Genomic DNA, 19569 nt, shown 5'->3' on the forward strand with positions numbered 1-19569 from the left:
CGGTCATCGATTTCCTTCCGTCTCGGTAGCTTCATTCGAGCGCGGCCGGCGGGCGGATGTTCCGCCGGTCGACTTCGTCCCATTCCGCATTCGGGCGCAGCAACGCTCGACGCCATGCTCATGCGCCACTCACATCTCGGCCTGTGCCGTCATCCTGCCGAATTGCTCGACGAGCATGCTGCGCGCATCGACGCGGGCCCCCAGCCGCGCGGCTAGCAGCGCGGTGCCGCTGATCTTGCGCTGGACGAAGAGCGTGTCGATCGGCGGAATGTGCCAGGTCTCGCGGTCGGCAGCCATGGCCATGCCCTGGTCGCGCAGCGCACCGACGAATGCCCGGTCCCCGAAATCGAAGGCGGCGTCCCGGGTCAATTCGACGAGAATGACGTCGATCATGCGATCTACCAGCGGCCGATGACGCGTGACGGCGGCCTCGCCGAGGAAGCCGGCAGCCACCGCGGCGTCGCGGACGGCGTCGCGATCGCCGGCCAGTCCGGCTTCGAGCAGTCTGCGATAGCCGACAGCCGTGTCCTCGCCCACAGTCCGCGTCGCGCCGAAGTCCAGCAGTACCAGACGGCCGGTCGCCGGCTGGAAGCGGTAGTTGGCAAAGTTGGGGTCCGTCTGCATCAGCCTGAATTCGAACAGTTCGCGCAAGACGAGCGCGATCAGCGATCGCATTGCGCCGTCGCGAACGTCCTGCGTCGATGCGCCGAGCGATTCGATCGGGATACCTTCGACGAAGCTCATCGCGAGCACCCGATCGGTGGTGAACTCGGGTTCTAGGGTCGGCACCACATAGTGCGGGCTGTCCGCCAGCAGCGTCCCGAATAGCCTCAACTGCTCGCCCTCGCGCAGATAGTCGGCTTCCTCGCGTAGCTGACGTTTCGCTTCGGCCAGCATCGGTGCGAGATCCAGTTCCTTCGGCAGCGCACCCGAGACGCGCAGCAGGGTCGCGACATTGTCCACGTCGGCGTCGATGCTCTCGCGCACGCCGGGATACTGGACCTTGATCGCGAGCTCGCGACCATCGGGGAGACGAGCCCGATGCACCTGGCCGATCGAGGCGGCCGCCAGCGGCGTCGCGTTGAAGTAGGCGAAGCGCCGACGCCAATCAGCTCCCCATTCGCGCGCCAGGACCTGCTGGAGCTGTGTCGGCGGCATGTGGTGGGCGCGATCGCGCAGCCGCGCCAGTATCTGGGTCAGCTCGGCGGGCAGCAAGTCGCCGGCGTCCATCGAGATCATCTGCCCGAGCTTCATCGCGGCGCCGCGCAGATGCGACAATTGATCGGCGACGCGGGCGACGTTGCCGGGCGTCAGCAGCATGTCCCGCATGCGTGGTCGCTCGCCATCGGCCAGCCGGCGGGCGCCTTCGGCGATCATGCCTCCGGCGACGCCTCCCGCCAGCCGGCCGAAAACGCCGAGCCGCGAGAGGCGTCCTCCGGGAACGGCCTTCGCCTTCCGTACGGGATCATCGGCCATGCCGATCCTCCAGGGTAATCCTCAGCCCTCGCTAACAGGCGCCGGGACCAGCGCATCCGCTGCGGACTTGGTGAGCGTCACCGTGTTTCCGCGAATGTCCTGCACCAGCGCGGTCGCGACATAGTGATGCTCTCCGTCCTCGCTGCTCGTCTTCGTGAGCTTGATGCGGTCGCCGTCGAGGTGGTCCACCGTCCCCACATGGACACCGTCGGCGCCGATGACTTCCATATGTTCAGCGATTACATTTGCTTCAGGCATGCCAATCTCCTTGGTGTCGCGGCCTAACGAACCAGCGCCGGGATTGGGGACACGCCTTCAGAATTCTGTCGGAAGACCGGCATGGCCCCTCGCTCACGGTCGTAGCTGCGACGCGAGGATGACGCCGGCGATCACCTGGGCGAGCCCATAGGCCCGCCGTCGGCCGGGGCGATCGGCGAACGGGCGGACAAGCACGTCGGCCGCAGGCAGGTTCGATCGCCAGAGATCCACATGGCGTCTTGGCTGGATCAGCCCGAGGATACCGTCGCCGATCATGAAGATCGCCGCCATCTCCGCGGTTCTGCGCGTGCTCACCTACAGCGAACTCCTGGGTGCCGACATCGTCCGATCTCCTTTCCCGACGAACGCCTGCGACCGCACGATGGCAGCATCTCGATCAAGCACCGGCGCGGACGCTATTCGTTGGGCCTGACGGACGACTCCGCTCGTTGAACTGCGACTTATCACGGAGCTCCACCATGATTCCCGACCCGAAAAACCACGTACCTTCCGAGCCGACCAGCGACGAGCAAAATAAGGACGCCTTGGAGAAGGTGCAGGAAGAGGCCGCCGAAGAGCGCAAGGAAGGCGGCTATCAGTGACGCCTTGAAGCCGAGCGGGCAGATCGACGCCCCAACAGGCGTCAGCGATGTCTGATCGTCGGAGCTGGTCCGGCCGAACTGACGGCCGCGATCTACGTGAGCCGCCTAACCGCGCGGGACTGCTCCGCTACTGTTCGACATCCGTCATGCAACTGGCCCGGAGGTAGCAGTCATCGACTTCCGATGGCGCTGCTGGTCACCGGACCCGGCAACATCGCCCTAGCTACGATGACTTCGGTTCCTTTTAAGGCCCTCGGCCTCTGTGGTTTCGAGAGGTATCTTGAATCAGCCAACGACGGATGCAGCTGCAAGCGTCGACCTGTTGTAACCCCGAAGCAGCGAAGCGACATCATCGTATAGCTCGATTGCGCCGGCTTCAAAGAGCGATTGATCGCTGAAGCCGCCTGACCGCAGGCCGACCGCGGCGATCCCGCATTTTGCCGCCGCCTCGATGTCGTAGGGCGTGTCACCGACCACCAGTGCCTCATCCGCCTTCAGGGGAGATACCTTCTCGAGGGCGACCGCGAAGATGTCCGGCGCCGGCTTCGTCTGCTCGACGTCATCGGCGCTGGTGGTGGCCGAAACCAGATCCCGGACATCGAGTAGATCGAGATAGTGGTCGAGTTCGGCTTGGGAGGCGGACGAGGCGAGCACGACCTTCTGCCCGGCGTTCGCCACATGGACGAGGAGGTCGTGCGCACCCGCGAACGGACGCACCTGGTGCAGGAAGCGGCTCTTGAAGACGTCGCCCTGTATCTTGCCCAGCCGTTCCTGCTCGGCCTGGTCCGCATCCGGCAGGAGGCTGGGCACGAGCATGTCGGTGCCCTTGCCGATCTGGTCGTGAACGACTTGACGGTCGAAGCGCACATCGATGTCCGCGAAGGCCTGCTCCCATGCGAGCACGTGCATGTCGTTGCTGTCGACGAGCGTTCCGTCGATGTCGAAAAGTATCGCTCGAATTGCCATTTGGCTGAAGTCCCATCTCGGACGTCCGCCGCTGGAGCGACGGACGTTGGCATCAGGCATTGTCGGCCTTGGCATTCATCTTGGGCGCCCCGAGCCTCGGATCTGTCTCGCCCGCGACGGCTCAGTCGTTATCGTCGTCGCTGTCCGTCTGTCCGAGGCGGTCTTCCTCGTCGTCATGCATCGGCTCGCCCTGAAAGGCTCCGTTGTCGATGCGGCCGCTGGTGACCATCTGGTTCATCGTATCGACCAGATCCGGCACGTCGTCCGGCATGACCGCCGCGGGGTTCGACGCTCCGCCATGCTCGCTATCTTCGGATAGATCGCCGCCGAGCTCCAAGGCGTCGTCGGCGACGTCCTGCGCCTGGCCGTCGTCGCTCTGTTCGTCGTTATCCGTCTCAGGTGCGAGATCATCGGTCGGTATGCGGTTCATGGTTCTCGCCTCGTTGTGGGATTATGCCGGCTCAACAACCGGCCTTCGCGCACGTTCCTCACCGTCGATTGCGTGCCAGCGCGTCCATCAATCGCGCTGTACAGGCCGAGAGACCTCTGGACGGGCCTGAGATCGATTTCCCTCGTAGAGAAACTCTCGCTGGCGGCGTCTGGAGGATTCCGTCCTCGGGCAACGTCATGTCGAATTAACGCAGGTGCTAGTTGCGCCGGATGACCATTTTGCGGGGGCCAGAGTTGGCTTCCGACGACACAGCTTGGTGGTAAGCTCGTTTTTCAGCTGGGCACAGGTTTACGCCCGCAAGTCGCGACCGGAGGCGATCCGCAAATAAACCGCCAGTGACCCGCATAGCTAAAGTAAGTTTCGCGTGGACGATGTCGTGCGTACCATCGACGAATGTTACATGGCCTTCGGGATCAAGCTGAGCGACGCCCTCTATCTTCCCCGAAGAAGCGAGCGCGCGTTCGGTGACCTCACCGGGCGCCGCACGCTTCCTTACGCGAGGAGTGACAAGCCCCGAGCATGCCTACAAGACCTAGAATCCGCCATTGCTAGGCGATTGTCAGTTTCCCAGCTTCCGACGTCCGTTCATGTCTCGACAGCATTCGCGGTGCACGCGGTCGATCGGCACAAGGCGCGGTGCGCCATCGGTCCGCTTTACAGCGTGCGAAGCGAACGTTCGATTAGAAGCTGTACCGTCGCATTCCGCCGTCGACGAGCAGGACAATGCCCGTGATGTAGCGAGCCCGGGCAGAAGCGAGGAACGTCACCGCATTTGCGACATCCTCGGGCTGGCCGAACTCGTGCAGCGCGATCTCACGGCTGGCGAACTTCGTGCGCTCCTCGCCTGGATAGAGGCGGCGGATCTGCGCGGTGTCGATCAAGCCCGGCTGGACGCAGTTGACGGTGATGCCGTACTGGCCGAGCTGCTCCGAGAGCCCCTTCGACCACACCACCAGGCCGGCCTTGGCTACCATCGCCGCGTTGACGACCTCAGGTTCCAGGTTGCCCGACAAGCTGATGATCGCGCCGGCCTTGCGGGCGATGAAGTTCGGCAGCAGCTTTTGGGCAAGCTGGCGATGCCGGTCGAAATTGAGCGTCATGCCCTCGACCCACTGATCCTCGGGCGCGTCGATCTCCATCGGACGGCTTCCGCCGGCATTGTTGACCAGAATGTCGACGTAGCCGAGCGCCGTGAGCGCAGCGTCGGCGATCTTCTGCGGCGCGTCAGGCGTCATGAAGTCTTGCTCGAACAGGACGGGTCGGGCGCCGCCATCGGCTTCGATCTCGCTCGCAAGGCTGGCGAGCAGTTCGGGATTGCGGGCGGTCGCGAGGACGGTGACGCCTTCAGACGAGAGCGCCTTGGCGATCGCGCGGCCTAGCCCTTGGCTCGCGCCGGTTACGAGCGCGGTCTTGCCGTCCATGTGCAGGTCCATGATCCATTCCTCCAACGTTGCCGCGTCCGCGGCCGTGGAGGGGAAATAGGCCGGTCGGGTGTTATGCAGTAGCTCGCCTTTTCGAGTTTCACTGTTACGATAATCACCAACAATCAGGGCGCTGTAGGAAATCGCATGGACCTACTTCAACGGCTCCGCATCTTCGTGGCTGTCGCCGAACGGGCCGGCTTCGCGCGGGCGGCGGAGACACTCTCGCTGGCGCGGCCCCGCGTGACGAATGCCGTCGCGGCGCTGGAACTGGAGATGGGCGTTCGCCTGTTTCACCGGACCACGCGGCGCACCACCCTGACGGGCGAGGGCGAAGCGCTCTATGACCAGGCTCTGCAGCTGCTGAGCGAAGCGGACCGGACCGTGAATCTGTTCGGCGGATCGGCAACGTCGCCGCGCGGCCGTCTTCGCGTCGACGTTCCGGTCGCACTCGCACGCTCGGTTATCGTGCCGAAGCTGGCCGCGTTCCGATCGGCCTATCCCGACATCGAGATCGTCCTGGGCGTGAGCGATCAGCCGACCGACCTGATCGCCGACGGCATTGATTGCGTCATCCGCATCGGGGATCTCCCGATGGGCAGCATGGTGAGTCGCCTGATCGGGCGGATCGACCTCGTCGTGTGTGGCTCACCCGATTATCTGGCTGCGAGGGAGACTGCGCGGACGATAGCTGACATCGCGGATCATGAAGCGGTCGTCTATTTCTCCGGCCGGGGACGGCGCCCCGTTGAATGGCAGTTCATCGAGGACGGCATCGACCGGTCGCTGCGTGTTCGCGCGGTTCTTCTGGTCAATGACTCCGAGGCGTTCGTCGCGTGCGCGATCGCGGGGCTCGGCCTCATCCAGGTGCCGCGCATCACCGTTGCCGACCATCTAGCAAGCGGAGCCTTGGTCGAACTTCTGGGAGACTTGCCGACGATCAGTCGGCCGGTCTCCGTGCTGTACCCAAGTCGGCAGCATCTCACTCCGCAGGTCCGCGCCTTCATCGAATGGAGTGCGTCGCTTCTTGTTTAGGCGAGTCTGCAAACGGGCGATTGATGCATGCTGCTAGAAGCCCGCCTCTGGCGCTAGCGGCTTCGAACTTCCATTCGACTGACTGCGTTGCGCTGGCCGCCAACCCGTCTGGGACGACACTCAGATGTGCTTAGGCATCTCCCGCATCCGACATCCGTTCATGTTAGGCTGGGGCGTGACGATAGGCAGGACCTGGCTCATGCCTGCTTGCTCCACGCTATCGTTCCTATAGCTTCCGAGGCATGGGCAGCGCTCGCGGCCCGGAAGCTCGTCCTTGAGGAAGCCGAACTTTCGCTCAATCAGATCGCCATCAAGCGCAAACGCTGCCGAACCAGGCTTGCGCGCCTGGTCCGCCTTAGCTGGCTCTCGCCGGACATCACTCGCGCTATCGTCAAAGGCGGCATCTCGATCGACCTGTCCTCCTCCCAGCTCCTGGCGGCCGATCTGCCAACGGCATGGGGCGACCAGCGCATCGCACTTACGCGCGGCTGACTTAGTATCTGCGAGTGCAGCGCCTGCGGGCGCTTTGTCGTTTCTGGCGACGACGGCGGCCGGCCAACGTACCAGGACCACAGCAACAGAGCACAGAGCCTGAGGTCCAAATCTCTGACCGCACATGAACCGACCTGCAGTCAGAAAAATTGGCCGCAGAGACGCAAGCCAAAAGGCGGTCAAAGCTGCCTTACAACAGAGACCAAAACTACTGCACCAGGGATCCAGGGCGTCGGCAAAGTGCCGGAATTGCGGGGCAAATTTACCAGCCCTCGCCGGACTTTCTCAGTAATATCAGTCACTTAGGACTGTTTGGTGCGGTCGAGAAGACTCGAACTTCCACGGCCTTTCGGCCACAGCCACCTCAAGGCTGCGCGTCTACCATTCCGCCACGACCGCACATCGAGAAGAGTACCCCGGAAAGCTCCGGAGCGCTGGCAGGCGCGAGCCCCTAGCAGGGCTTCCCGGGTGCTGCAACAGCGCTTCCTCGCAATCGACGAACATCGGCATTTCCGCGTCGCGCGGAAGCTTCGGACGATAGCGCGGACAAGGTGCATACGCAGAGAAAGGGGGTGAGGCCGGGCGCCCCGCCGCTTTCGGTCAGCGCCCCGATCCGCATCAGCTGCCGCCCGTGCCTAGAAAGCTCACCGCGATCTTGGACGAGCTGCGCGGCACGTCGACCGCGGCCGCATCGAAATCGATGCTCTTGCCCGGGGCCAGCCGCGGCTGCGGCCGCGTGATCGTCCAGGCATAGACGGTGCGGCCCGCGGTATCCTTCAGCTCGGCGCGGATGTCGGGCACCGCCTGATCGGTCGCGGTCGGGTTCCAGATCCGACCCGAGACCGCAAACAGCTCGCTGCCGCCCGCGATCATCCGCCAATCGGGCTGCTTCGTGATCGCGATGCCGAGCGGCACGCGGCGATCGGACAGACCGAGGCCGGTGGCGACCTGGTTCGGGCCGAACGCGATCAGCGCGATCGCGCCGCCTAGCAGGAGGACGAGCAGGACGAGGCCCAGCGCGATCAACGGCCCCTTGACCGATCCCCGCCGCGCGACGGGCGCCGTCTCCTCGATCGGAACGGCGGGAGCGACCGCTTCCTCGACCGGCGCGGTCGCAGGCGCGGGGATGACGACCGGCGCGGGCGGCGGCTGCGTCGGCGCCGCACGCCGCAGCGGCAGCGGCAGGCCGGGGCCCGCCTGGATCCAGCTCTCGCCGCAGGCGCGACAGCGCACCTTGCGTCCGGCAGGGCCGATGGCATCGTCGGGAACGTCGTAACCGCTGGCGCAGCTGGGGCAGGTGATCCGCATCGGCGCATGGTTAGCGCCCCGGTCGCATCGGCGGCAAGCGCGCTTGCGGCACGACGCGCGCTTGCCCGCTCCGCCTGCGCCTGCGATGGTCGGGCACGATGTCCGCTATCGTCCATTTCGAAAATGTCGGGCTTCGCTACGGCACCGGCGCCGAGACGCTGTCGAATCTCAGTTTCTCGCTGGCGCCGGGCTCGTTCCACTTCGTCACGGGCGCCTCGGGCGCGGGCAAGACCTCGCTGCTCCGCCTCGTCACGCTCGCGCAGCGGCCGAGCCGCGGCATCATCCGCCTGTTCGGCGAGGATATCGTGACGCTGCCACGCGATGCCTTGCCGGTGGTCCGGCGGCGGCTGGGCGTCGTCTATCAAGATTTCCGGCTGATCCCGCATCTGACCGCGTTCGAGAATGTCGCGCTGCCGCTGCGGATCATGGGGCAGGACGAGCCGACGATCCGCGCCACCGTGACCGAGATGCTCGACTGGGTCGGCCTCGCGCCGCGCGCCGACGCCCGCCCCGCGACGCTTTCCGGCGGTGAGCAGCAGCGCGTCGCGATCGCGCGCGCGGTCGTCGCCCGGCCGGATCTGATCGTCGCTGACGAACCGACCGGCAATGTCGATCCGGAAATGTCGATGCGGCTGTTCCAATTGTTCGAGGGGCTCAATCGGCTCGGCACCACGATCCTCGTCGCGACGCACGATCTGGCGCTCGTCGCGCGCTTTCCATCCGCGGCGACGATGCATCTCGCGCGCGGGAGTATCGAGGATCCGTCGGGCCTGCTGCGCTATCCCGCCGCACCGCGTCGGGCCTATCGATGAGCGCGCTGCCGTCCGATCTGCTTTTGCGCGCCGGGCGGCGCAGCGCCTTGCCTTGGGTGATCGCGGCCGCGGCCTTCCTGATGGCGCTCGCCGCCGCCAGCGCGCTCGCGCTCGGGCGCAGCGCCGATGCGATCGCGGCGAACGCCGCCGGCAAGATTACCGTCTCGATCGCGGAGGGCGATCCCGCGCGCCGCGATGCCGCCGCGGCGCGTGCGCTGGCGATCCTCGCGGGCAATAAGCTGGTCGATCGGGTCGCGCGCGTCGACCAGGCCGAGGTGCACCGGCTGGTGTCGCCTTATCTGGGTGCGGATGCCGATATCCCGCTCCCCGCGCTGATCGATGCCGATCTGCGGCCCGGCGTCGCGATCGGCGCGGTTCGCACGGCGCTGCGGGCGGTCTCCTCGGCGCGCGTGGATGCCGAAGGCGAAGCGCTCGCGCCACTGTCCGGGCTGATCGTCGCGCTGCGCCGGCTGGCGCTGGTGGTGGTCCTGTTGTCCGCGCTGGTCGCCTTGCTGGTGACGGCGATGGTCGCGCGCGCCGCGCTCGCTGCGCATGCCGGCACGGTCGAGACGCTACACGGGCTGGGCGCAACCGATGCCCAGCTCGCGCGGCTGGTCGAGCGGCGCACGGCGATGGATGCGCTGGTCGGCGCCACGCTCGGGCTGATCGCGGCGGGCGGCGTGATCCTGATCGTCGGCGCGCATCTGGGCACGATCAACGGCAGCACCGGCGGCGCGCCCCATCTGCCCGTCCGCGACTGGGGGCTGCTGATGGTGCTGCCGGTCTATCTGGCGGGCTCGGCGATGATGGCGACGCGGCTGACGATCCTCAGCCAGCTGCGGCGATCGATCTGATGCTCCGCTTGCTCTCGACGGTCCTGCTGCTGTGGGCGCTCGGCTTCGCGCTCTTCGCCTCGACGCTGCCGCATCCCGCCGACGACCGCGTGACGGACGGCATCGTCGTGCTGACGGGCGGCCCCGGGCGCGTCCAGCGCGGGGTCGCGCTGCTGCAGGCGGGCAAGGCGAGACGCATGCTCGTCTCGGGCGTCGATCGGCAGGTTCGCCCGGCCGAGCTCGCCACGATCAACCGCTTTCCGCACGCTTTGCTATCGCGCATCGATCTCGGTGCGGAGGCGGTCGATACGCGCTCGAACGCGGACGAGGCTGCGGCGTGGATCGCCTCCTATCGGTTCCATACGATCCGGGTCGTCACGACCGACTGGCACATGCGCCGCGCCCGGCTCGAGCTCGCGCAACAATTGCCGCGCGACGTGACGCTCCTGCCCGATGCGATCCCGAGCACGCCCAATCTCGTCGCCCTGCTGCGCGAATATAACAAATATCTGCTCCGCCGCGCCGCGACCCTCATCGGCCGCTGACGCGCCGCGCGACTTGCCCCTAAGGCAAAGCATGGCCGATTCGCCCGCAACTCCGATCCCCCGCCTCGCTCTGCCCGCCTTGCTCATTGCCAATGTCGTGCTGGCATGCGGCCCGTGGCTCGTCCGCCTGTCGCAAACGGAGAGCGGGATCGGCCCCGTCGCGGCGGGCTTCTGGCGCCTGACCCTGGCCCTGCCGGTGCTGCTGATCGCCGCGCGGCGGATCGAGCATTTCCCGCCGCGGGCCGGCAGCAGTGCTCTGCTGATGGTCGCGATCGCCGGCCTCGCTTTCGCCGCCGATCTCGGTCTGTGGCATGTCGGCATCCTCCATACGCGGCTCGCCAATGCGACGTTGCTCGGCAACATCACCGCCTTGCTCTTCCCGCTCTACGGCTTCGCGGTCGCGCGTCTGTGGCCGCGGCCGCGCCAATGGCTCGCTCTGCTCCTCGCGACCGCCGGCGCAATACTGCTCGTCGGCCGCTCCTACGAGCTTTCGGGCAAGAACTTCCTCGGCGATCTCCTTTGCATCGCCGCAGGCTGCTTCTACACCTTGTACCTGATCGCGCTCGATCGGGTGCGCGGCGCGGTCCCGCCGCTCTCGACGCTCGCCATCTCCGTGCTGACGGGCGCGCCGCTGCTGCTGCTTTTCGCCTTCGGGCTCGGCGAGCCGATCTGGCCCAAGACGTGGCTGCCGCTCCTGCTGCTCGCCGGCGGCAGCCAGCTCATCGGCCAGGGATTGATCCTCTATGCGGTCAGCCGGGTGCCGCCGATCGTCGTCGGGCTGATGCTGCTGACCCAGCCGATCGTCGCCGCCACGATCGGCTGGCTCGTCTATGGCGAGGCGCTGACATTGGTGGACGCGATCGGCGCCGTCGGGATCGCGGTCGCGGTGCTGCTCGTCCGCGATCGCCCGGCCAAGGCCTTGCCGCACGAGACGCACGGCCTAAGTTCGGTGCTATGACCGACTCCGCCATCCCACCGCTCGACATGACGCTCGACGAGCTGCGCGCCGCGCTCGGCCCGCTGCTGCCGCAGGAGGCGGCGTTCGACGGCTGGAGCGAGGCGGCTCTGTCGGCCGCCGCCATGGCGCTGGGCGTGCCGCCCGAGCGCGCCCGGCTGGCGATACCGGGCGGCGCGATCGACATGATCGAGGCGTGGTTCGCCAGCGTCGATGCCGAGATGGTGGTCGTGCTGCCATCCGAACGGCTGGCGGCAATGAAAATCCGTGAGCGGATCACCGCGATCGTGCTGGCCCGTCTGGAGATTGCGACGCCGCATCGCGAGGCGCTGCGCCGCGCGATCGCCATTCTCGCGCTGCCGACCAATGTCCCTACCGCCACGAGGCTCGGCTGGCATGCGGCCGACGCGATGTGGCGGCTGGCCGGAGACACCGCGACCGGCTTCGCCCATTATACGAAGCGCGCGACGCTCGGCGCCGTCTATCTCTCGACGATCCTCGTTTTCCTCGACGACGAGAGCGAAGGCTTCGCCGACACCCGCGCCTTCCTCGATCGCCGCATCGCCGGCGTGATGCGCTTCGAGAAATTGAAGGCGCAATTGAAGCCCGATCCGGACAGGCATTTCAGCCCCGCCCGCTTTCTCGGGCGCCTGCGCTACCGGACGCGCTGAACGTCCGAACACATCGCGACCCGCTCATCCTGAGGAGCCATTGAGCGAAGTCGAAATGGCGTCTCGAAGGACGGCGCCGGTCCTTCGAGACGAGGCTTCGACAAGCTCAGCCTCTCCTCAGGATGAGCGGCAGTAAAATCAGTTTGATCATGTTCGCGCTGAACTGAGCCCGCTTTTATTGATAATCACTCGCAACAGCCCTATGGCGCTGCGATGCGTCTCGACGAGCTCCCTTCGCGCCAAGCGTCCTGCATCTCCGCGATCGACTGGGACGGTCTGGACGACAAGGCCGCGCGCCGCCTGCGCGAGCTTGGTTTCGACGAAGGCGTCGCGATCGAGACGCTGCATCGCGGACCAATCGGGCTCGATCCGATCGCTGTGCGCGTCGGCCGCATGACGATCGCGCTGCGCAAGGCCGTCGCCGCCGCGGTCACGGTCGTGCCCGCATGAATCCCGCCCCGCTCGTCGCGCTCGTCGGCAATCCCAATGCCGGCAAGAGCGCGCTGTTCAACGCGCTCACCGGCGCGCGCCAGAAGGTCGGCAATTATCCGGGCGTCACGGTCGAGCGCAAATCGGGGCGGATGGCGCTCGACGATGGCCGCCCGATCGAGATGCTCGATCTGCCCGGCACCTACAGCCTCGATCCGTCGAGCCCCGACGAGGCAGTGACGCGCGACGTGCTGATCGGCACGCAGGAAGGCGAACGCCGGCCCGACGTGCTGATCGTCGTCGTCGACGCCACCAATCTCGACAATCACCTCCGCTTCGCCCTCCAGCTCGTCGCGCTCGGCCTGCCGACGATCGTCGCGCTCAACATGATCGACATGGCCGAGCGCGACGGTACCGACATCGATGTCGCCCGCCTCTCGGCCGAGCTCGGCGTGCCCGTTATCCCGACGGTCGCGGTCCGCAAGCGCGGGCTGGATGCGCTGAAGGACGCGATCGGTCGCGCCAGCGCCGGCGGCGGCCGCACTTTGCTCTCCCCGACCGTGCCCGGCGCGGACCTGACCGCGCTCCAGCGCCGCAGCCGCCAGATCGCCGCTGCCGCCACCGTCCAGCGCCCGCTGCAGCGCGCCTTCACCGAGAAATTCGATCGCGTCGCGCTCCATCCGGTCGCCGGACCCATCCTGCTCGCGGTGATGATGTTCGTGATGTTCCAGGCGGTCTTCTCGTGGAGCCAGGCGCCGATCGACTGGCTCGCCGAAGCGCAGTCCTGGCTCGCGACCACCGCGACCAACACGCTGCCCGATAATTTCCTCCGCGATTTCCTCGTCGAAGGGATCATCAACGGCGTGGGCATGGTCGTCGCCTTTCTGCCGCAGATCCTCGTCCTGTTCGCCTTCATCCTCGTGCTGGAGGCGTCGGGGTACATGGTCCGCGCTGCCTTCCTGATGGATCGGCTGATGGCCAGCGTCGGCCTGTCGGGACGCGCCTTCATCCCCCTCCTCTCGTCCTTCGCCTGCGCGATCCCCGGCATCATGGCGACGCGCTCGATCGACGATCCGCGCGATCGGCTGACGACGATCCTGATCGCGCCGCTGATGACCTGCTCGGCGCGTCTGCCCGTCTATGCGCTGATCATCGGCGCCTTCATTCCCGCGCAGAATGTGCTGCCCGGCGTCGGTCTGCAGGGCCTCGTCCTGTTCGGCCTGTATATCGCCGGCATCATCGGCGCGATGGCCGCCTCGGCCGTGCTGCGACGGACGGTCACGAAGGGCGGCGGCGGCGGCTTCATGATGGAGCTGCCGCGCTATCAGCTACCTGTCGTGCGCGATATCGCGATCGGCCTGTGGCAGCGCGCCTTCGTCTTCCTGCGGCGCGCCGGCACCGTGATCCTCACCGTCACGGCCGTACTGTGGCTGCTCACTTCCTATCCTAAGGTGCCGATCGGCAGCAGCCTCAAGCAGAGCGAATATTCGATCGCGGGGCGCATCGCCGGCGTGATCTACCCGATCGTCCGTCCGATCGGCTTCGGCCGGGACATGGCGCTGGCGGTGATCCCGGCGATGGTTGCGCGCGAAGTCGCGGTCTCGGCGCTGCAGACCGTCTATTCGATCGATGCGGCCGACGATCCCACGCAGGGCGAGAAGAAGCTCGCGGGCCGCCTGCGCGGCGCCTGGTCGCTGCCGACCGCTCTGGCCTTCCTCGCCTGGTTCGTCTTCGCGCCGCAATGCCTGTCAACGATCGCCGTGATCCGCCGCGAGACGAACGGCTGGCTGTGGCCAAGCTTCACGCTCGCTTATCTGTTCGGCATGGCCTGGCTCGCGGCTGGCGCGACCTTCTGGACGGCGACCGCTCTGGGATTGTAGGCTGGCGCGACTCCGCCGCACCCGGCGCAGGCTCAGGCCGCGGGCCTCAGCACATAGTTTTGGAGAGACGCATGGCCGGATCGGTCAACAAGGTAATCCTCGTCGGTAATCTCGGCCGCGATCCCGAATCGCGCAGCTTCCAGAATGGCGGCAAGGTCGTGAACCTGCGCATCGCCACGTCGGAGACGTGGAAGGACCGTGCGTCTGGCGAGCGCAAGGAAAAGACCGAATGGCATAGCGTTGCGATCTTCTCCGAGCCGCTCGCCAACACTGCCGAGAAGTATCTACGTAAGGGCAGCAAGGTCTATATCGAGGGCCAGCTCGAGACGCGGAAGTGGCAGGACCAGTCCGGCGCGGACAAGTACAGCACCGAGGTCGTGCTACGCCCCTTCACCGGCACGCTCGTGATGCTGGATGGGCGCGGCGAAGGTGGCAGCCAGGGCGGCGGCGGCGCGCGCGGCGGCTGGGGCGAGGATGACGGCGGCGAGTTCGGCGGCAGCTATGGCGGCGGCGGTGCCAGCTCTGGCGGCGCGCGCGGCGGCGCATCATCGGGCGGCGGGCGTCCGGCCCCGGCGGCGTTCGACAGCGATCTGGACGACGACGTCCCGTTCTGAAAGCACCTAATTCCGCCCGCGCGAAACGGGTGAGAGCGCACCGCCGTGTTCCGGCGAAGGCCGGAACCCTGAACCACGAGCGGCGCGCCCGCTGATCCTGGACCCGGGCCTCCGCCGGGGTCCAGCGCACTTTATTTCTTCAGCAGATCCCGCAAGCCCGCCAGCGCGCCGAGCTTCTCGACTTCGCCCTCGGCTTTCACGCCCGCGGCCTTCAGTGCTTCCTCGGCATTCGGCGCGCGTGGATAGGGGTTGAGCGCCAGCGCCAAGGTCTGCGCGACCGCCTCGCCCAGATCGACCGCGCTGCCCGTATAGCCGACCTCATCGAGCGCGGATTCGTCGAGCTCGATCTCCTCGTCGGCGCTGTCATTGCCCGCATCCGCCTCAGGCACGAAGCGCAGCTCGAAGCGCTGGTCGATCTTCTCGGGCACGTCCTCGCCGCTCGCCGCGCAGGACTGGACGACATTGGCGAGGATCCGGCCCGTTACCGCCACCGTCTCGCCGACGCGCGTCAGCATCGCCTGCGCCTCGAGCCGCTCGATCGAGACGAGCCGGAAGCGCCCAGCGAGCGCCGCGCGCTCCTTGGGCTCGGCCACGACATCGATTCCGCGCGCGCCGTCGCTCAGCGTGTCCATCCGCACGGGGCGGGAGAATTCGGGGATCAGTTCCGCCATATGCCATCCAGAAGTTCGTGTACCGGCGTCGCGTCCAGCGCAGCGCTCAGCGACAACAACCCATCACGCAGCACCGACACCGCGCCCGGATCGGCGGCGGGATCGCGCAGCAGGTTGCGCGCGATCGCGCCGTCCAGATCACCGCCCGGCGCCAGCCCCTCGCGAAACGCGCCGAGCCGACCGCCCAACGCTCCCATCATCCGCCCGACATGCTTGCCGACGATGATGTCGCCAATCCCTTCCTGCCGCAGCTGCCCGTCCATATCGTCGACGAACAATTCGGTGAGCCGCGCCGAGGGGGCCGAGGTCTCGCCGCCCTCGCGCTCTAGCCGCAGCAATACGAGGCTCAGGATCGCGGCGATCATGTCGAAGCGGCCATCCATCGTATCGGGCACCTTGCCCGCGCGATACCAGACCGGCAGGCGCGCGGCGGTGACGACCGCGCGGTACAGCGGCAGCAGCGCCTCGCGATCGGAATCGCGGCCCATTAGCCGGTTCAGGAGCTTCGTGATCAACCCATCGTCCTTTTGCGACCGCCCGTTCTTGCTTGGTCGCGGGCTCCCGCATATTGAGGCCCCCGCCCGCCGTTGCAATCCCGGCCGGGCAGCCGCGTCCGGAACTGGAGAGTAAGACCATGGCCACCCTCGCATCGCGCCGCCTGTGGGCCGGCCTGTGCCTCGGCGCGGTCCTCCTGTCCGGCTGCACCAAGATCCGTGATCACAAGGGCTATGTCGTCGACAAGGCACTTGTCGAAAGCGTCCAGCCCGGCGTCGACAATCGCGATTCGGTGATGAAGACGCTCGGCCGGCCGAGCTTCGCTTCCGAATTTGATGGCGGTGCGACCTGGTATTATCTGTCGCGCGAGACGCGCCAGTTCGCGTTCGGCCAGCCCAAGCCCATCCAGCAGATCCTGCTGGCGATCAATTTTACGAAGACCGGCGACGTCGTCGACGTGAAGAAGACCGGTACCGAGACGATCGCCAGCGTTAGCCCCTATGGCAAGAAGACGCCGACCCTGGGTCGCAACCGCGGCTTCTTCTCCGAGCTGTTCGGCAATATTGGCGCGGGCGGCGCCAACGCCACCAAGGCACCGACGGCCGACAATCCGGATTGAGCCCGATCGCTCGTCATTGCGAGCGTAGCGAAGCAATCCGGTCTTGCGGTGAGTGATTGGATTGCTGCGCGGTCGCCGCCCCCCTGCAGAGGCGGCGCCGCAGTTCAGACCGCGATCCCCGCCCCCGCCAGCACCGCCAGCGTCAGCAATTCCGATGCGGTCGACGACATGGTCGCGATCTGCACCGGCTTCTCCATGCCCACCAGCATCGGCCCGATCATCGCATCGGCGCCGACCACCTCGCGCAGCAGCTTGGCGGAGATGTTGGCGGATTGAAGACCGGGCATGATCAGCACGTTGGCCGGACCCGAGAGGCGGCTGAACGGGTAATTCTTCATCACCTCCTCGTTCAGCGCGACGTCGGGCGCGATCTCGCCTTCATATTCGAAGTCGGGCTTGCGCTCGTCGAGCAGGGCGATCGCGTCGCGGACATTGTCGATCCACGTCCCGTGCGGATTGCCGAAGGTGGAGAAGGACAGGAAGGCGACGCGCGGCTCGTGGCCCATCTTGCGCGCGACGTTCGCCGTATGCTCGGCGATCGCGGCCAGTTCCTTGGGCTCGGGCCGCTCGGTCACCATCGTGTCCGACAGGAAGAGGGTCCGGTTCTTGGCGACGAGCACGTGGATCCCGCACGGGCGCCGCCCCTTCGAGGGATCGATCACGCGCCGCACCTGCTGCAGCGTGCGCGCATAGGTGCGCGTAACGCCAGTGATCATCGCATCGCCCTGGCCCAATGCCAGCAGCAGAGCACCGAAGACGTTGCGGTCCTGGTTGACCATCGCCTCCACTTCGCGGCGCAGATAGCCGCGCCGCTGGAGCCGCCCGTAGAGATAGTCGACCATCTGCGGCACGAGCGGTGAATGCCGGCTATTGTGCAGCTCGAAGCTCTCGGGATCGGTAACGCCGAGCGCGCGGAGCTTCGCCGGCACTTCGTCGCGGCCGACCAGGACCGGCGTGCCATAGCCCCCGTCACGGAAAGCGATCGCCGCGCGCAGCACCACCTCCTCCTCGGCCTCGGCGAAGATCACGCGCTTGGGATTCGCGCGCGCGGCCGCATAGGCGCTGGTCAGCACCGATGTCGTCGGGTTGAGGCGCCCGCGCAGCGAATCGCGATAGGCGGCCATGTCCTCGATCGGCTTGCGCGCGACCCCGCTCGCCATCGCCGCCTCGGCGACGGCGGCGGGCACGATCTCCATCAGGCGCGGATCGAAGGGTGCGGGAATGATGTAATCGTCGCCGAACGAAGGCGCCTTTCCGCCATAGGCCGCCGCGACTTCCTCGGGCACCTGCTGGCGCGCCAGCGCGGCGAGCGCGTGCGCAGCGGCGATCTTCATCTCCTCGTTGATCGTCGTCGCACGCACGTCGAGCGCGCCGCGGAAGATGAACGGGAAGCCGAGCACATTGTTGACCTGGTTCGGATAGTCCGAACGCCCCGTCGCGATGATGCAGTCGGGCCGCGCCGCCTTCGCTTCGGGCGGCGTGATCTCGGGATCCGGATTGGCCATCGCGAAGATGATCGGCTTGGCCGCCATCGTCTTCATATATTCGCCGGGCAGCGCGCCTGCCGCGGAAAGGCCGAGGAAGACGTCCGCGTCGACCAAAGCCTCCTGCAGCGTCCGGCGCTCGGTCGCGACCGCATGGGCCGATTTCCACTGGTCCATCTGCTCGGTCCGGCCCTGGTAGATCACGCCCGACCGGTCGCACATCAGCACGTTGTTCGGCTGCACACCCATTGCCTTGATCAGTTCGGTGCAGGCGATCGCCGCCGCGCCTGCTCCGTTCACCACCACCTTCACGTCGCGTATCTCGCGCCCGGTCAGGTAGCAGGCGTTGATCAGCCCGGCGGCGGTGATGATCGCGGTGCCGTGCTGGTCGTCGTGCATCACCGGAATGTTCATCCGCTCGCGCAGCGTCTGCTCGATGATGAAGCATTCCGGGGCCTTGATGTCCTCCAGATTGATGCCGCCGAAGCTCGGCTCCATCAGCGCGACCGCATTGATGAAGGCGTCGACGTCCTCGGTATCGAGCTCGATATCGATCGAGTCGACGTCGGCGAAGCGCTTGAACAGCACCGCCTTGCCTTCCATCACCGGCTTCGACGCGAGCGCGCCGAGATTGCCCAGGCCGAGGATCGCGGTGCCGTTCGAGATGACCGCGACGAGATTGCCCTTCGCTGTATAATCGTAGGCGGCTTCGGGGTTTTCGGCGATCGCACGGACCGGCACGGCGACTCCGGGCGAGTAGGCCAGGCTCAGATCGCGCTGCGTCGCCATCGGCTTGGAGGCGATGATCTCGATCTTGCCGGGTCGGCCCTGCGAGTGGAACAGGAGCGCCTCGCGCTCCGAAAACTCGACGTTGCTGCCCTCAGCCATGTGCACTCTCCGTTGCGAGCCCTGCCTATAGCGAGTGAGGTTTGCGAGGGAACCGGCAAACGATGCGGATCGTGACTTGCCGGGTGGCAGACGGGCCGGCGACGCGTTATGCTCGCGCCATGAACGTAGAGCGCGGATCATTCGATGGCGAGGAGACGCCCGAGTCCGAAGCGGCGCTGGACGCGCGCATCGCCGCGTTGGCCGAAGCCGCGATGGAGAGTCCGGCTTATTATGCCGTGTTCGGCCCGCAGGGCGAAGCCGAGAGCGAAGCCCGCGCCGAAGCCGACATCGCGGCCGGCCGGGTCTATTCGAACGAAGAAGTGGTCGCTTGGCTGAAGACCTGGGGCTCGCCTGACGCAAAGCCGTTCCCGCATCGATGGTCAAAGTAATCTGGTCGGATCGCGCGATCTTCAACCTCAACGAGATTTTTCACTTCATCAGATCGGATGATCCCGCGGCGGCGGACCAGACGGCGGCCAATCTCATGGCCGCGGCGCACAGTCTGGAAATCTTTCCCAACCGAGGCCGGCCCGTCCGCGCCAAGATACGAGAATTGGTGACGGTTCGGCCGTACATCATTCGCTACCGGCTCGAGGACGATGCCATACGGATCCTTTTCGTCCGCCATGCCGCGCAGCGCCGCGACACCTGATGTCATGAGCAC

Annotated in this window: 25 protein-coding genes and 1 tRNA gene; 15 read left to right on the top strand and 11 right to left on the bottom strand. The window is 66.6% G+C overall.

The genetic code is table 11. The features are described from left to right. Positions 1 to 129: 129 nt before the first annotated feature. On the bottom strand, positions 130 to 1215 hold the full coding sequence (locus Q4F19_RS18165) for an ABC1 kinase family protein (protein ID WP_303545665.1): 1086 nt from the start codon (positions 1213 to 1215) through the stop codon (positions 130 to 132). 54 nt (positions 1216 to 1269) lie between these two features. Between Q4F19_RS18165 and Q4F19_RS18170 the strand changes: the two genes are divergently transcribed. After that, positions 1270 to 1494, top strand: a complete 225-nt coding sequence (locus Q4F19_RS18170; protein ID WP_303545668.1) for a hypothetical protein — start codon at positions 1270 to 1272, stop codon at positions 1492 to 1494. A gap of 3 nt (positions 1495 to 1497) precedes the next feature. Here the strand turns inward: Q4F19_RS18170 and Q4F19_RS18175 are convergent, their stop codons facing one another. Both Q4F19_RS18175 and Q4F19_RS18180 read right to left on the bottom strand, forming a co-directional pair. Then, complete coding sequence (locus Q4F19_RS18175) at positions 1498 to 1734, bottom strand: DUF2171 domain-containing protein (protein WP_303545671.1); 237 nt, start codon at positions 1732 to 1734, stop codon at positions 1498 to 1500. 93 nt (positions 1735 to 1827) lie between these two features. After that, positions 1828 to 2049 (bottom strand): hypothetical protein, encoded by a 222-nt coding sequence (locus Q4F19_RS18180; protein ID WP_303545678.1) that lies wholly within the window; start codon positions 2047 to 2049, stop codon positions 1828 to 1830. A gap of 164 nt (positions 2050 to 2213) precedes the next feature. Here Q4F19_RS18180 and Q4F19_RS18185 point away from each other — a divergent pair, with 164 nt between their 5' ends. Beyond that, positions 2214 to 2336, top strand: coding sequence for a hypothetical protein (locus Q4F19_RS18185; protein ID WP_303545680.1), 123 nt, complete (start codon positions 2214 to 2216; stop codon positions 2334 to 2336). Positions 2337 to 2621: 285 nt separating this feature from the next. Here the strand turns inward: Q4F19_RS18185 and Q4F19_RS18190 are convergent, their stop codons facing one another. The 3 genes from Q4F19_RS18190 to Q4F19_RS18200 all read right to left on the bottom strand — a co-directional run bounded on the left by Q4F19_RS18190 (position 2622) and on the right by Q4F19_RS18200 (position 5186). Further along, positions 2622 to 3362 (bottom strand): HAD family hydrolase, encoded by a 741-nt coding sequence (locus tag Q4F19_RS18190; protein ID WP_303545683.1) that lies wholly within the window; start codon positions 3360 to 3362, stop codon positions 2622 to 2624. A gap of 61 nt (positions 3363 to 3423) precedes the next feature. Then, positions 3424 to 3732 (bottom strand): hypothetical protein, encoded by a 309-nt coding sequence (locus Q4F19_RS18195; protein ID WP_303545685.1) that lies wholly within the window; start codon positions 3730 to 3732, stop codon positions 3424 to 3426. Between the two features lie 701 nt (positions 3733 to 4433). Next, on the bottom strand, positions 4434 to 5186 hold the full coding sequence (locus Q4F19_RS18200; RefSeq protein ID WP_341850204.1) for an SDR family NAD(P)-dependent oxidoreductase: 753 nt from the start codon (positions 5184 to 5186) through the stop codon (positions 4434 to 4436). A 135-nt stretch (positions 5187 to 5321) separates the two neighbouring features. On the opposite strand from Q4F19_RS18200, the gene Q4F19_RS18205 reads away from it, so the two are divergent. Both Q4F19_RS18205 and Q4F19_RS18210 read left to right on the top strand, forming a co-directional pair. Then, positions 5322 to 6209 (top strand): LysR family transcriptional regulator, encoded by an 888-nt coding sequence (locus Q4F19_RS18205; protein WP_303545687.1) that lies wholly within the window; start codon positions 5322 to 5324, stop codon positions 6207 to 6209. 207 nt (positions 6210 to 6416) lie between these two features. Next, positions 6417 to 6701: a hypothetical protein gene (locus tag Q4F19_RS18210; RefSeq protein WP_303545690.1), complete on the top strand. Its 285-nt coding sequence runs from the start codon at positions 6417 to 6419 to the stop codon at positions 6699 to 6701. A gap of 313 nt (positions 6702 to 7014) precedes the next feature. Here the strand turns inward: Q4F19_RS18210 and Q4F19_RS18215 are convergent. Further along, positions 7015 to 7100: transfer RNA gene (locus Q4F19_RS18215), tRNA-Leu, on the bottom strand. Positions 7101 to 7319: 219 nt separating this feature from the next. Next, positions 7320 to 8009, bottom strand: a complete 690-nt coding sequence (locus Q4F19_RS18220) for a zinc-ribbon domain-containing protein (RefSeq protein ID WP_303545693.1) — start codon at positions 8007 to 8009, stop codon at positions 7320 to 7322. 98 nt (positions 8010 to 8107) lie between these two features. Here Q4F19_RS18220 and ftsE point away from each other — a divergent pair, with 98 nt between their 5' ends. From ftsE to ssb, 8 genes are all read left to right on the top strand, one after another. Then, on the top strand, positions 8108 to 8821 hold the full coding sequence (gene ftsE / locus Q4F19_RS18225; RefSeq protein ID WP_303545696.1) for a cell division ATP-binding protein FtsE: 714 nt from the start codon (positions 8108 to 8110) through the stop codon (positions 8819 to 8821). Then, entirely contained in the window at positions 8818 to 9675 is an 858-nt protein-coding gene (locus Q4F19_RS18230; RefSeq protein ID WP_303545698.1) for a cell division FtsX domain-containing protein, read from the top strand. Before ftsE ends, Q4F19_RS18230 begins: the two co-directional genes overlap by 4 nt. Further along, positions 9672 to 10199: a YdcF family protein gene (locus Q4F19_RS18235; protein ID WP_303546067.1), complete on the top strand. Its 528-nt coding sequence runs from the start codon at positions 9672 to 9674 to the stop codon at positions 10197 to 10199. The genes Q4F19_RS18230 and Q4F19_RS18235 overlap by 4 nt, the downstream gene beginning before the upstream one ends. Positions 10200 to 10230: 31 nt before the next feature. Further along, positions 10231 to 11157: a DMT family transporter gene (locus Q4F19_RS18240; RefSeq protein ID WP_303545703.1), complete on the top strand. Its 927-nt coding sequence runs from the start codon at positions 10231 to 10233 to the stop codon at positions 11155 to 11157. Continuing rightward, positions 11154 to 11825 (top strand): COQ9 family protein, encoded by a 672-nt coding sequence (locus Q4F19_RS18245; protein WP_303545706.1) that lies wholly within the window; start codon positions 11154 to 11156, stop codon positions 11823 to 11825. The genes Q4F19_RS18240 and Q4F19_RS18245 overlap by 4 nt, the downstream gene beginning before the upstream one ends. Positions 11826 to 12038: 213 nt before the next feature. Then, positions 12039 to 12275: a FeoA family protein gene (locus tag Q4F19_RS18250; RefSeq protein ID WP_303545709.1), complete on the top strand. Its 237-nt coding sequence runs from the start codon at positions 12039 to 12041 to the stop codon at positions 12273 to 12275. Further along, a complete protein-coding gene (feoB, locus tag Q4F19_RS18255; RefSeq protein ID WP_303545712.1) occupies positions 12272 to 14134 on the top strand; it encodes a ferrous iron transporter B in 1863 nt (620 codons plus the stop codon). Before Q4F19_RS18250 ends, feoB begins: the two co-directional genes overlap by 4 nt. A 71-nt stretch (positions 14135 to 14205) precedes the next feature. Then, positions 14206 to 14748: a single-stranded DNA-binding protein gene (gene ssb / locus Q4F19_RS18260; protein ID WP_303545715.1), complete on the top strand. Its 543-nt coding sequence runs from the start codon at positions 14206 to 14208 to the stop codon at positions 14746 to 14748. A gap of 131 nt (positions 14749 to 14879) precedes the next feature. On the opposite strand, the gene Q4F19_RS18265 is transcribed toward ssb, so the two are convergent. Beyond that, a complete protein-coding gene (locus Q4F19_RS18265; RefSeq protein ID WP_303545717.1) occupies positions 14880 to 15419 on the bottom strand; it encodes a YceD family protein in 540 nt (179 codons plus the stop codon). Then, positions 15407 to 15907, bottom strand: coding sequence for a ubiquinol-cytochrome C chaperone family protein (locus Q4F19_RS18270; protein WP_303546069.1), 501 nt, complete (start codon positions 15905 to 15907; stop codon positions 15407 to 15409). Before Q4F19_RS18270 ends, Q4F19_RS18265 begins: the two co-directional genes overlap by 13 nt. A gap of 146 nt (positions 15908 to 16053) precedes the next feature. Here Q4F19_RS18270 and Q4F19_RS18275 point away from each other — a divergent pair, with 146 nt between their 5' ends. Further along, positions 16054 to 16533 carry an outer membrane protein assembly factor BamE gene (locus Q4F19_RS18275; protein WP_303545720.1) on the top strand — a complete coding sequence of 160 codons (480 nt, stop codon included), beginning with the start codon at positions 16054 to 16056 and terminating at the stop codon, positions 16531 to 16533. A gap of 104 nt (positions 16534 to 16637) precedes the next feature. Here the strand turns inward: Q4F19_RS18275 and Q4F19_RS18280 are convergent, their stop codons facing one another. Continuing rightward, the gene (locus Q4F19_RS18280; protein WP_303545723.1) at positions 16638 to 18905 is read right to left on the bottom strand and encodes an NADP-dependent malic enzyme; all 2268 of its coding nucleotides are present in this window, start codon (positions 18903 to 18905) and stop codon (positions 16638 to 16640) included. A gap of 119 nt (positions 18906 to 19024) precedes the next feature. Between Q4F19_RS18280 and Q4F19_RS18285 the strand changes: the two genes are divergently transcribed. Beyond that, the gene (locus Q4F19_RS18285; protein WP_303545725.1) at positions 19025 to 19294 is read left to right on the top strand and encodes a hypothetical protein; all 270 of its coding nucleotides are present in this window, start codon (positions 19025 to 19027) and stop codon (positions 19292 to 19294) included. Then, complete coding sequence (locus Q4F19_RS18290; protein WP_303545728.1) at positions 19282 to 19557, top strand: type II toxin-antitoxin system RelE/ParE family toxin; 276 nt, start codon at positions 19282 to 19284, stop codon at positions 19555 to 19557. Before Q4F19_RS18285 ends, Q4F19_RS18290 begins: the two co-directional genes overlap by 13 nt. Positions 19558 to 19569 lie beyond the last annotated feature (12 nt).

The organism is Sphingomonas natans, assembly GCF_030546695.1.
In the GTDB taxonomy this organism is placed as follows: domain Bacteria; phylum Pseudomonadota; class Alphaproteobacteria; order Sphingomonadales; family Sphingomonadaceae; genus Sphingomonas_I; species Sphingomonas_I natans.

What these genes read in the sequence shown, in the direction of transcription:
- Q4F19_RS18185 (WP_303545680.1), top strand. Translation starts at nt 2,214, where the DNA reads ATGATTCCCGACCCGAAAAACCACGTACCTTCCGAGCCGACCAGCGAC.
- Q4F19_RS18170 (WP_303545668.1), top strand. Translation starts at nt 1,270, where the DNA reads ATGCGACAATTGATCGGCGACGCGGGCGACGTTGCCGGGCGTCAGCAG.
- Q4F19_RS18190 (WP_303545683.1), bottom strand. Translation starts at nt 3,362, where the DNA reads ATGCCTGATGCCAACGTCCGTCGCTCCAGCGGCGGACGTCCGAGATGG.
- Q4F19_RS18290 (WP_303545728.1), top strand. Translation starts at nt 19,282, where the DNA reads ATGGTCAAAGTAATCTGGTCGGATCGCGCGATCTTCAACCTCAACGAG.
- Q4F19_RS18230 (WP_303545698.1), top strand. Translation starts at nt 8,818, where the DNA reads ATGAGCGCGCTGCCGTCCGATCTGCTTTTGCGCGCCGGGCGGCGCAGC.
- Q4F19_RS18220 (WP_303545693.1), bottom strand. Translation starts at nt 8,009, where the DNA reads ATGCGGATCACCTGCCCCAGCTGCGCCAGCGGTTACGACGTTCCCGAC.
- Q4F19_RS18280 (WP_303545723.1), bottom strand. Translation starts at nt 18,905, where the DNA reads ATGGCTGAGGGCAGCAACGTCGAGTTTTCGGAGCGCGAGGCGCTCCTG.
- Q4F19_RS18175 (WP_303545671.1), bottom strand. Translation starts at nt 1,734, where the DNA reads ATGCCTGAAGCAAATGTAATCGCTGAACATATGGAAGTCATCGGCGCC.
- Q4F19_RS18265 (WP_303545717.1), bottom strand. Translation starts at nt 15,419, where the DNA reads ATGGCGGAACTGATCCCCGAATTCTCCCGCCCCGTGCGGATGGACACG.
- Q4F19_RS18245 (WP_303545706.1), top strand. Translation starts at nt 11,154, where the DNA reads ATGACCGACTCCGCCATCCCACCGCTCGACATGACGCTCGACGAGCTG.
- Q4F19_RS18205 (WP_303545687.1), top strand. Translation starts at nt 5,322, where the DNA reads ATGGACCTACTTCAACGGCTCCGCATCTTCGTGGCTGTCGCCGAACGG.
- feoB (WP_303545712.1), top strand. Translation starts at nt 12,272, where the DNA reads ATGAATCCCGCCCCGCTCGTCGCGCTCGTCGGCAATCCCAATGCCGGC.
- Q4F19_RS18195 (WP_303545685.1), bottom strand. Translation starts at nt 3,732, where the DNA reads ATGAACCGCATACCGACCGATGATCTCGCACCTGAGACGGATAACGAC.
- Q4F19_RS18275 (WP_303545720.1), top strand. Translation starts at nt 16,054, where the DNA reads ATGGCCACCCTCGCATCGCGCCGCCTGTGGGCCGGCCTGTGCCTCGGC.
- Q4F19_RS18270 (WP_303546069.1), bottom strand. Translation starts at nt 15,907, where the DNA reads ATGGGCCGCGATTCCGATCGCGAGGCGCTGCTGCCGCTGTACCGCGCG.
- ssb (WP_303545715.1), top strand. Translation starts at nt 14,206, where the DNA reads ATGGCCGGATCGGTCAACAAGGTAATCCTCGTCGGTAATCTCGGCCGC.
- ftsE (WP_303545696.1), top strand. Translation starts at nt 8,108, where the DNA reads ATGTCCGCTATCGTCCATTTCGAAAATGTCGGGCTTCGCTACGGCACC.
- Q4F19_RS18200 (WP_341850204.1), bottom strand. Translation starts at nt 5,186, where the DNA reads ATGGACCTGCACATGGACGGCAAGACCGCGCTCGTAACCGGCGCGAGC.
- Q4F19_RS18250 (WP_303545709.1), top strand. Translation starts at nt 12,039, where the DNA reads ATGCGTCTCGACGAGCTCCCTTCGCGCCAAGCGTCCTGCATCTCCGCG.
- Q4F19_RS18285 (WP_303545725.1), top strand. Translation starts at nt 19,025, where the DNA reads ATGAACGTAGAGCGCGGATCATTCGATGGCGAGGAGACGCCCGAGTCC.
- Q4F19_RS18240 (WP_303545703.1), top strand. Translation starts at nt 10,231, where the DNA reads ATGGCCGATTCGCCCGCAACTCCGATCCCCCGCCTCGCTCTGCCCGCC.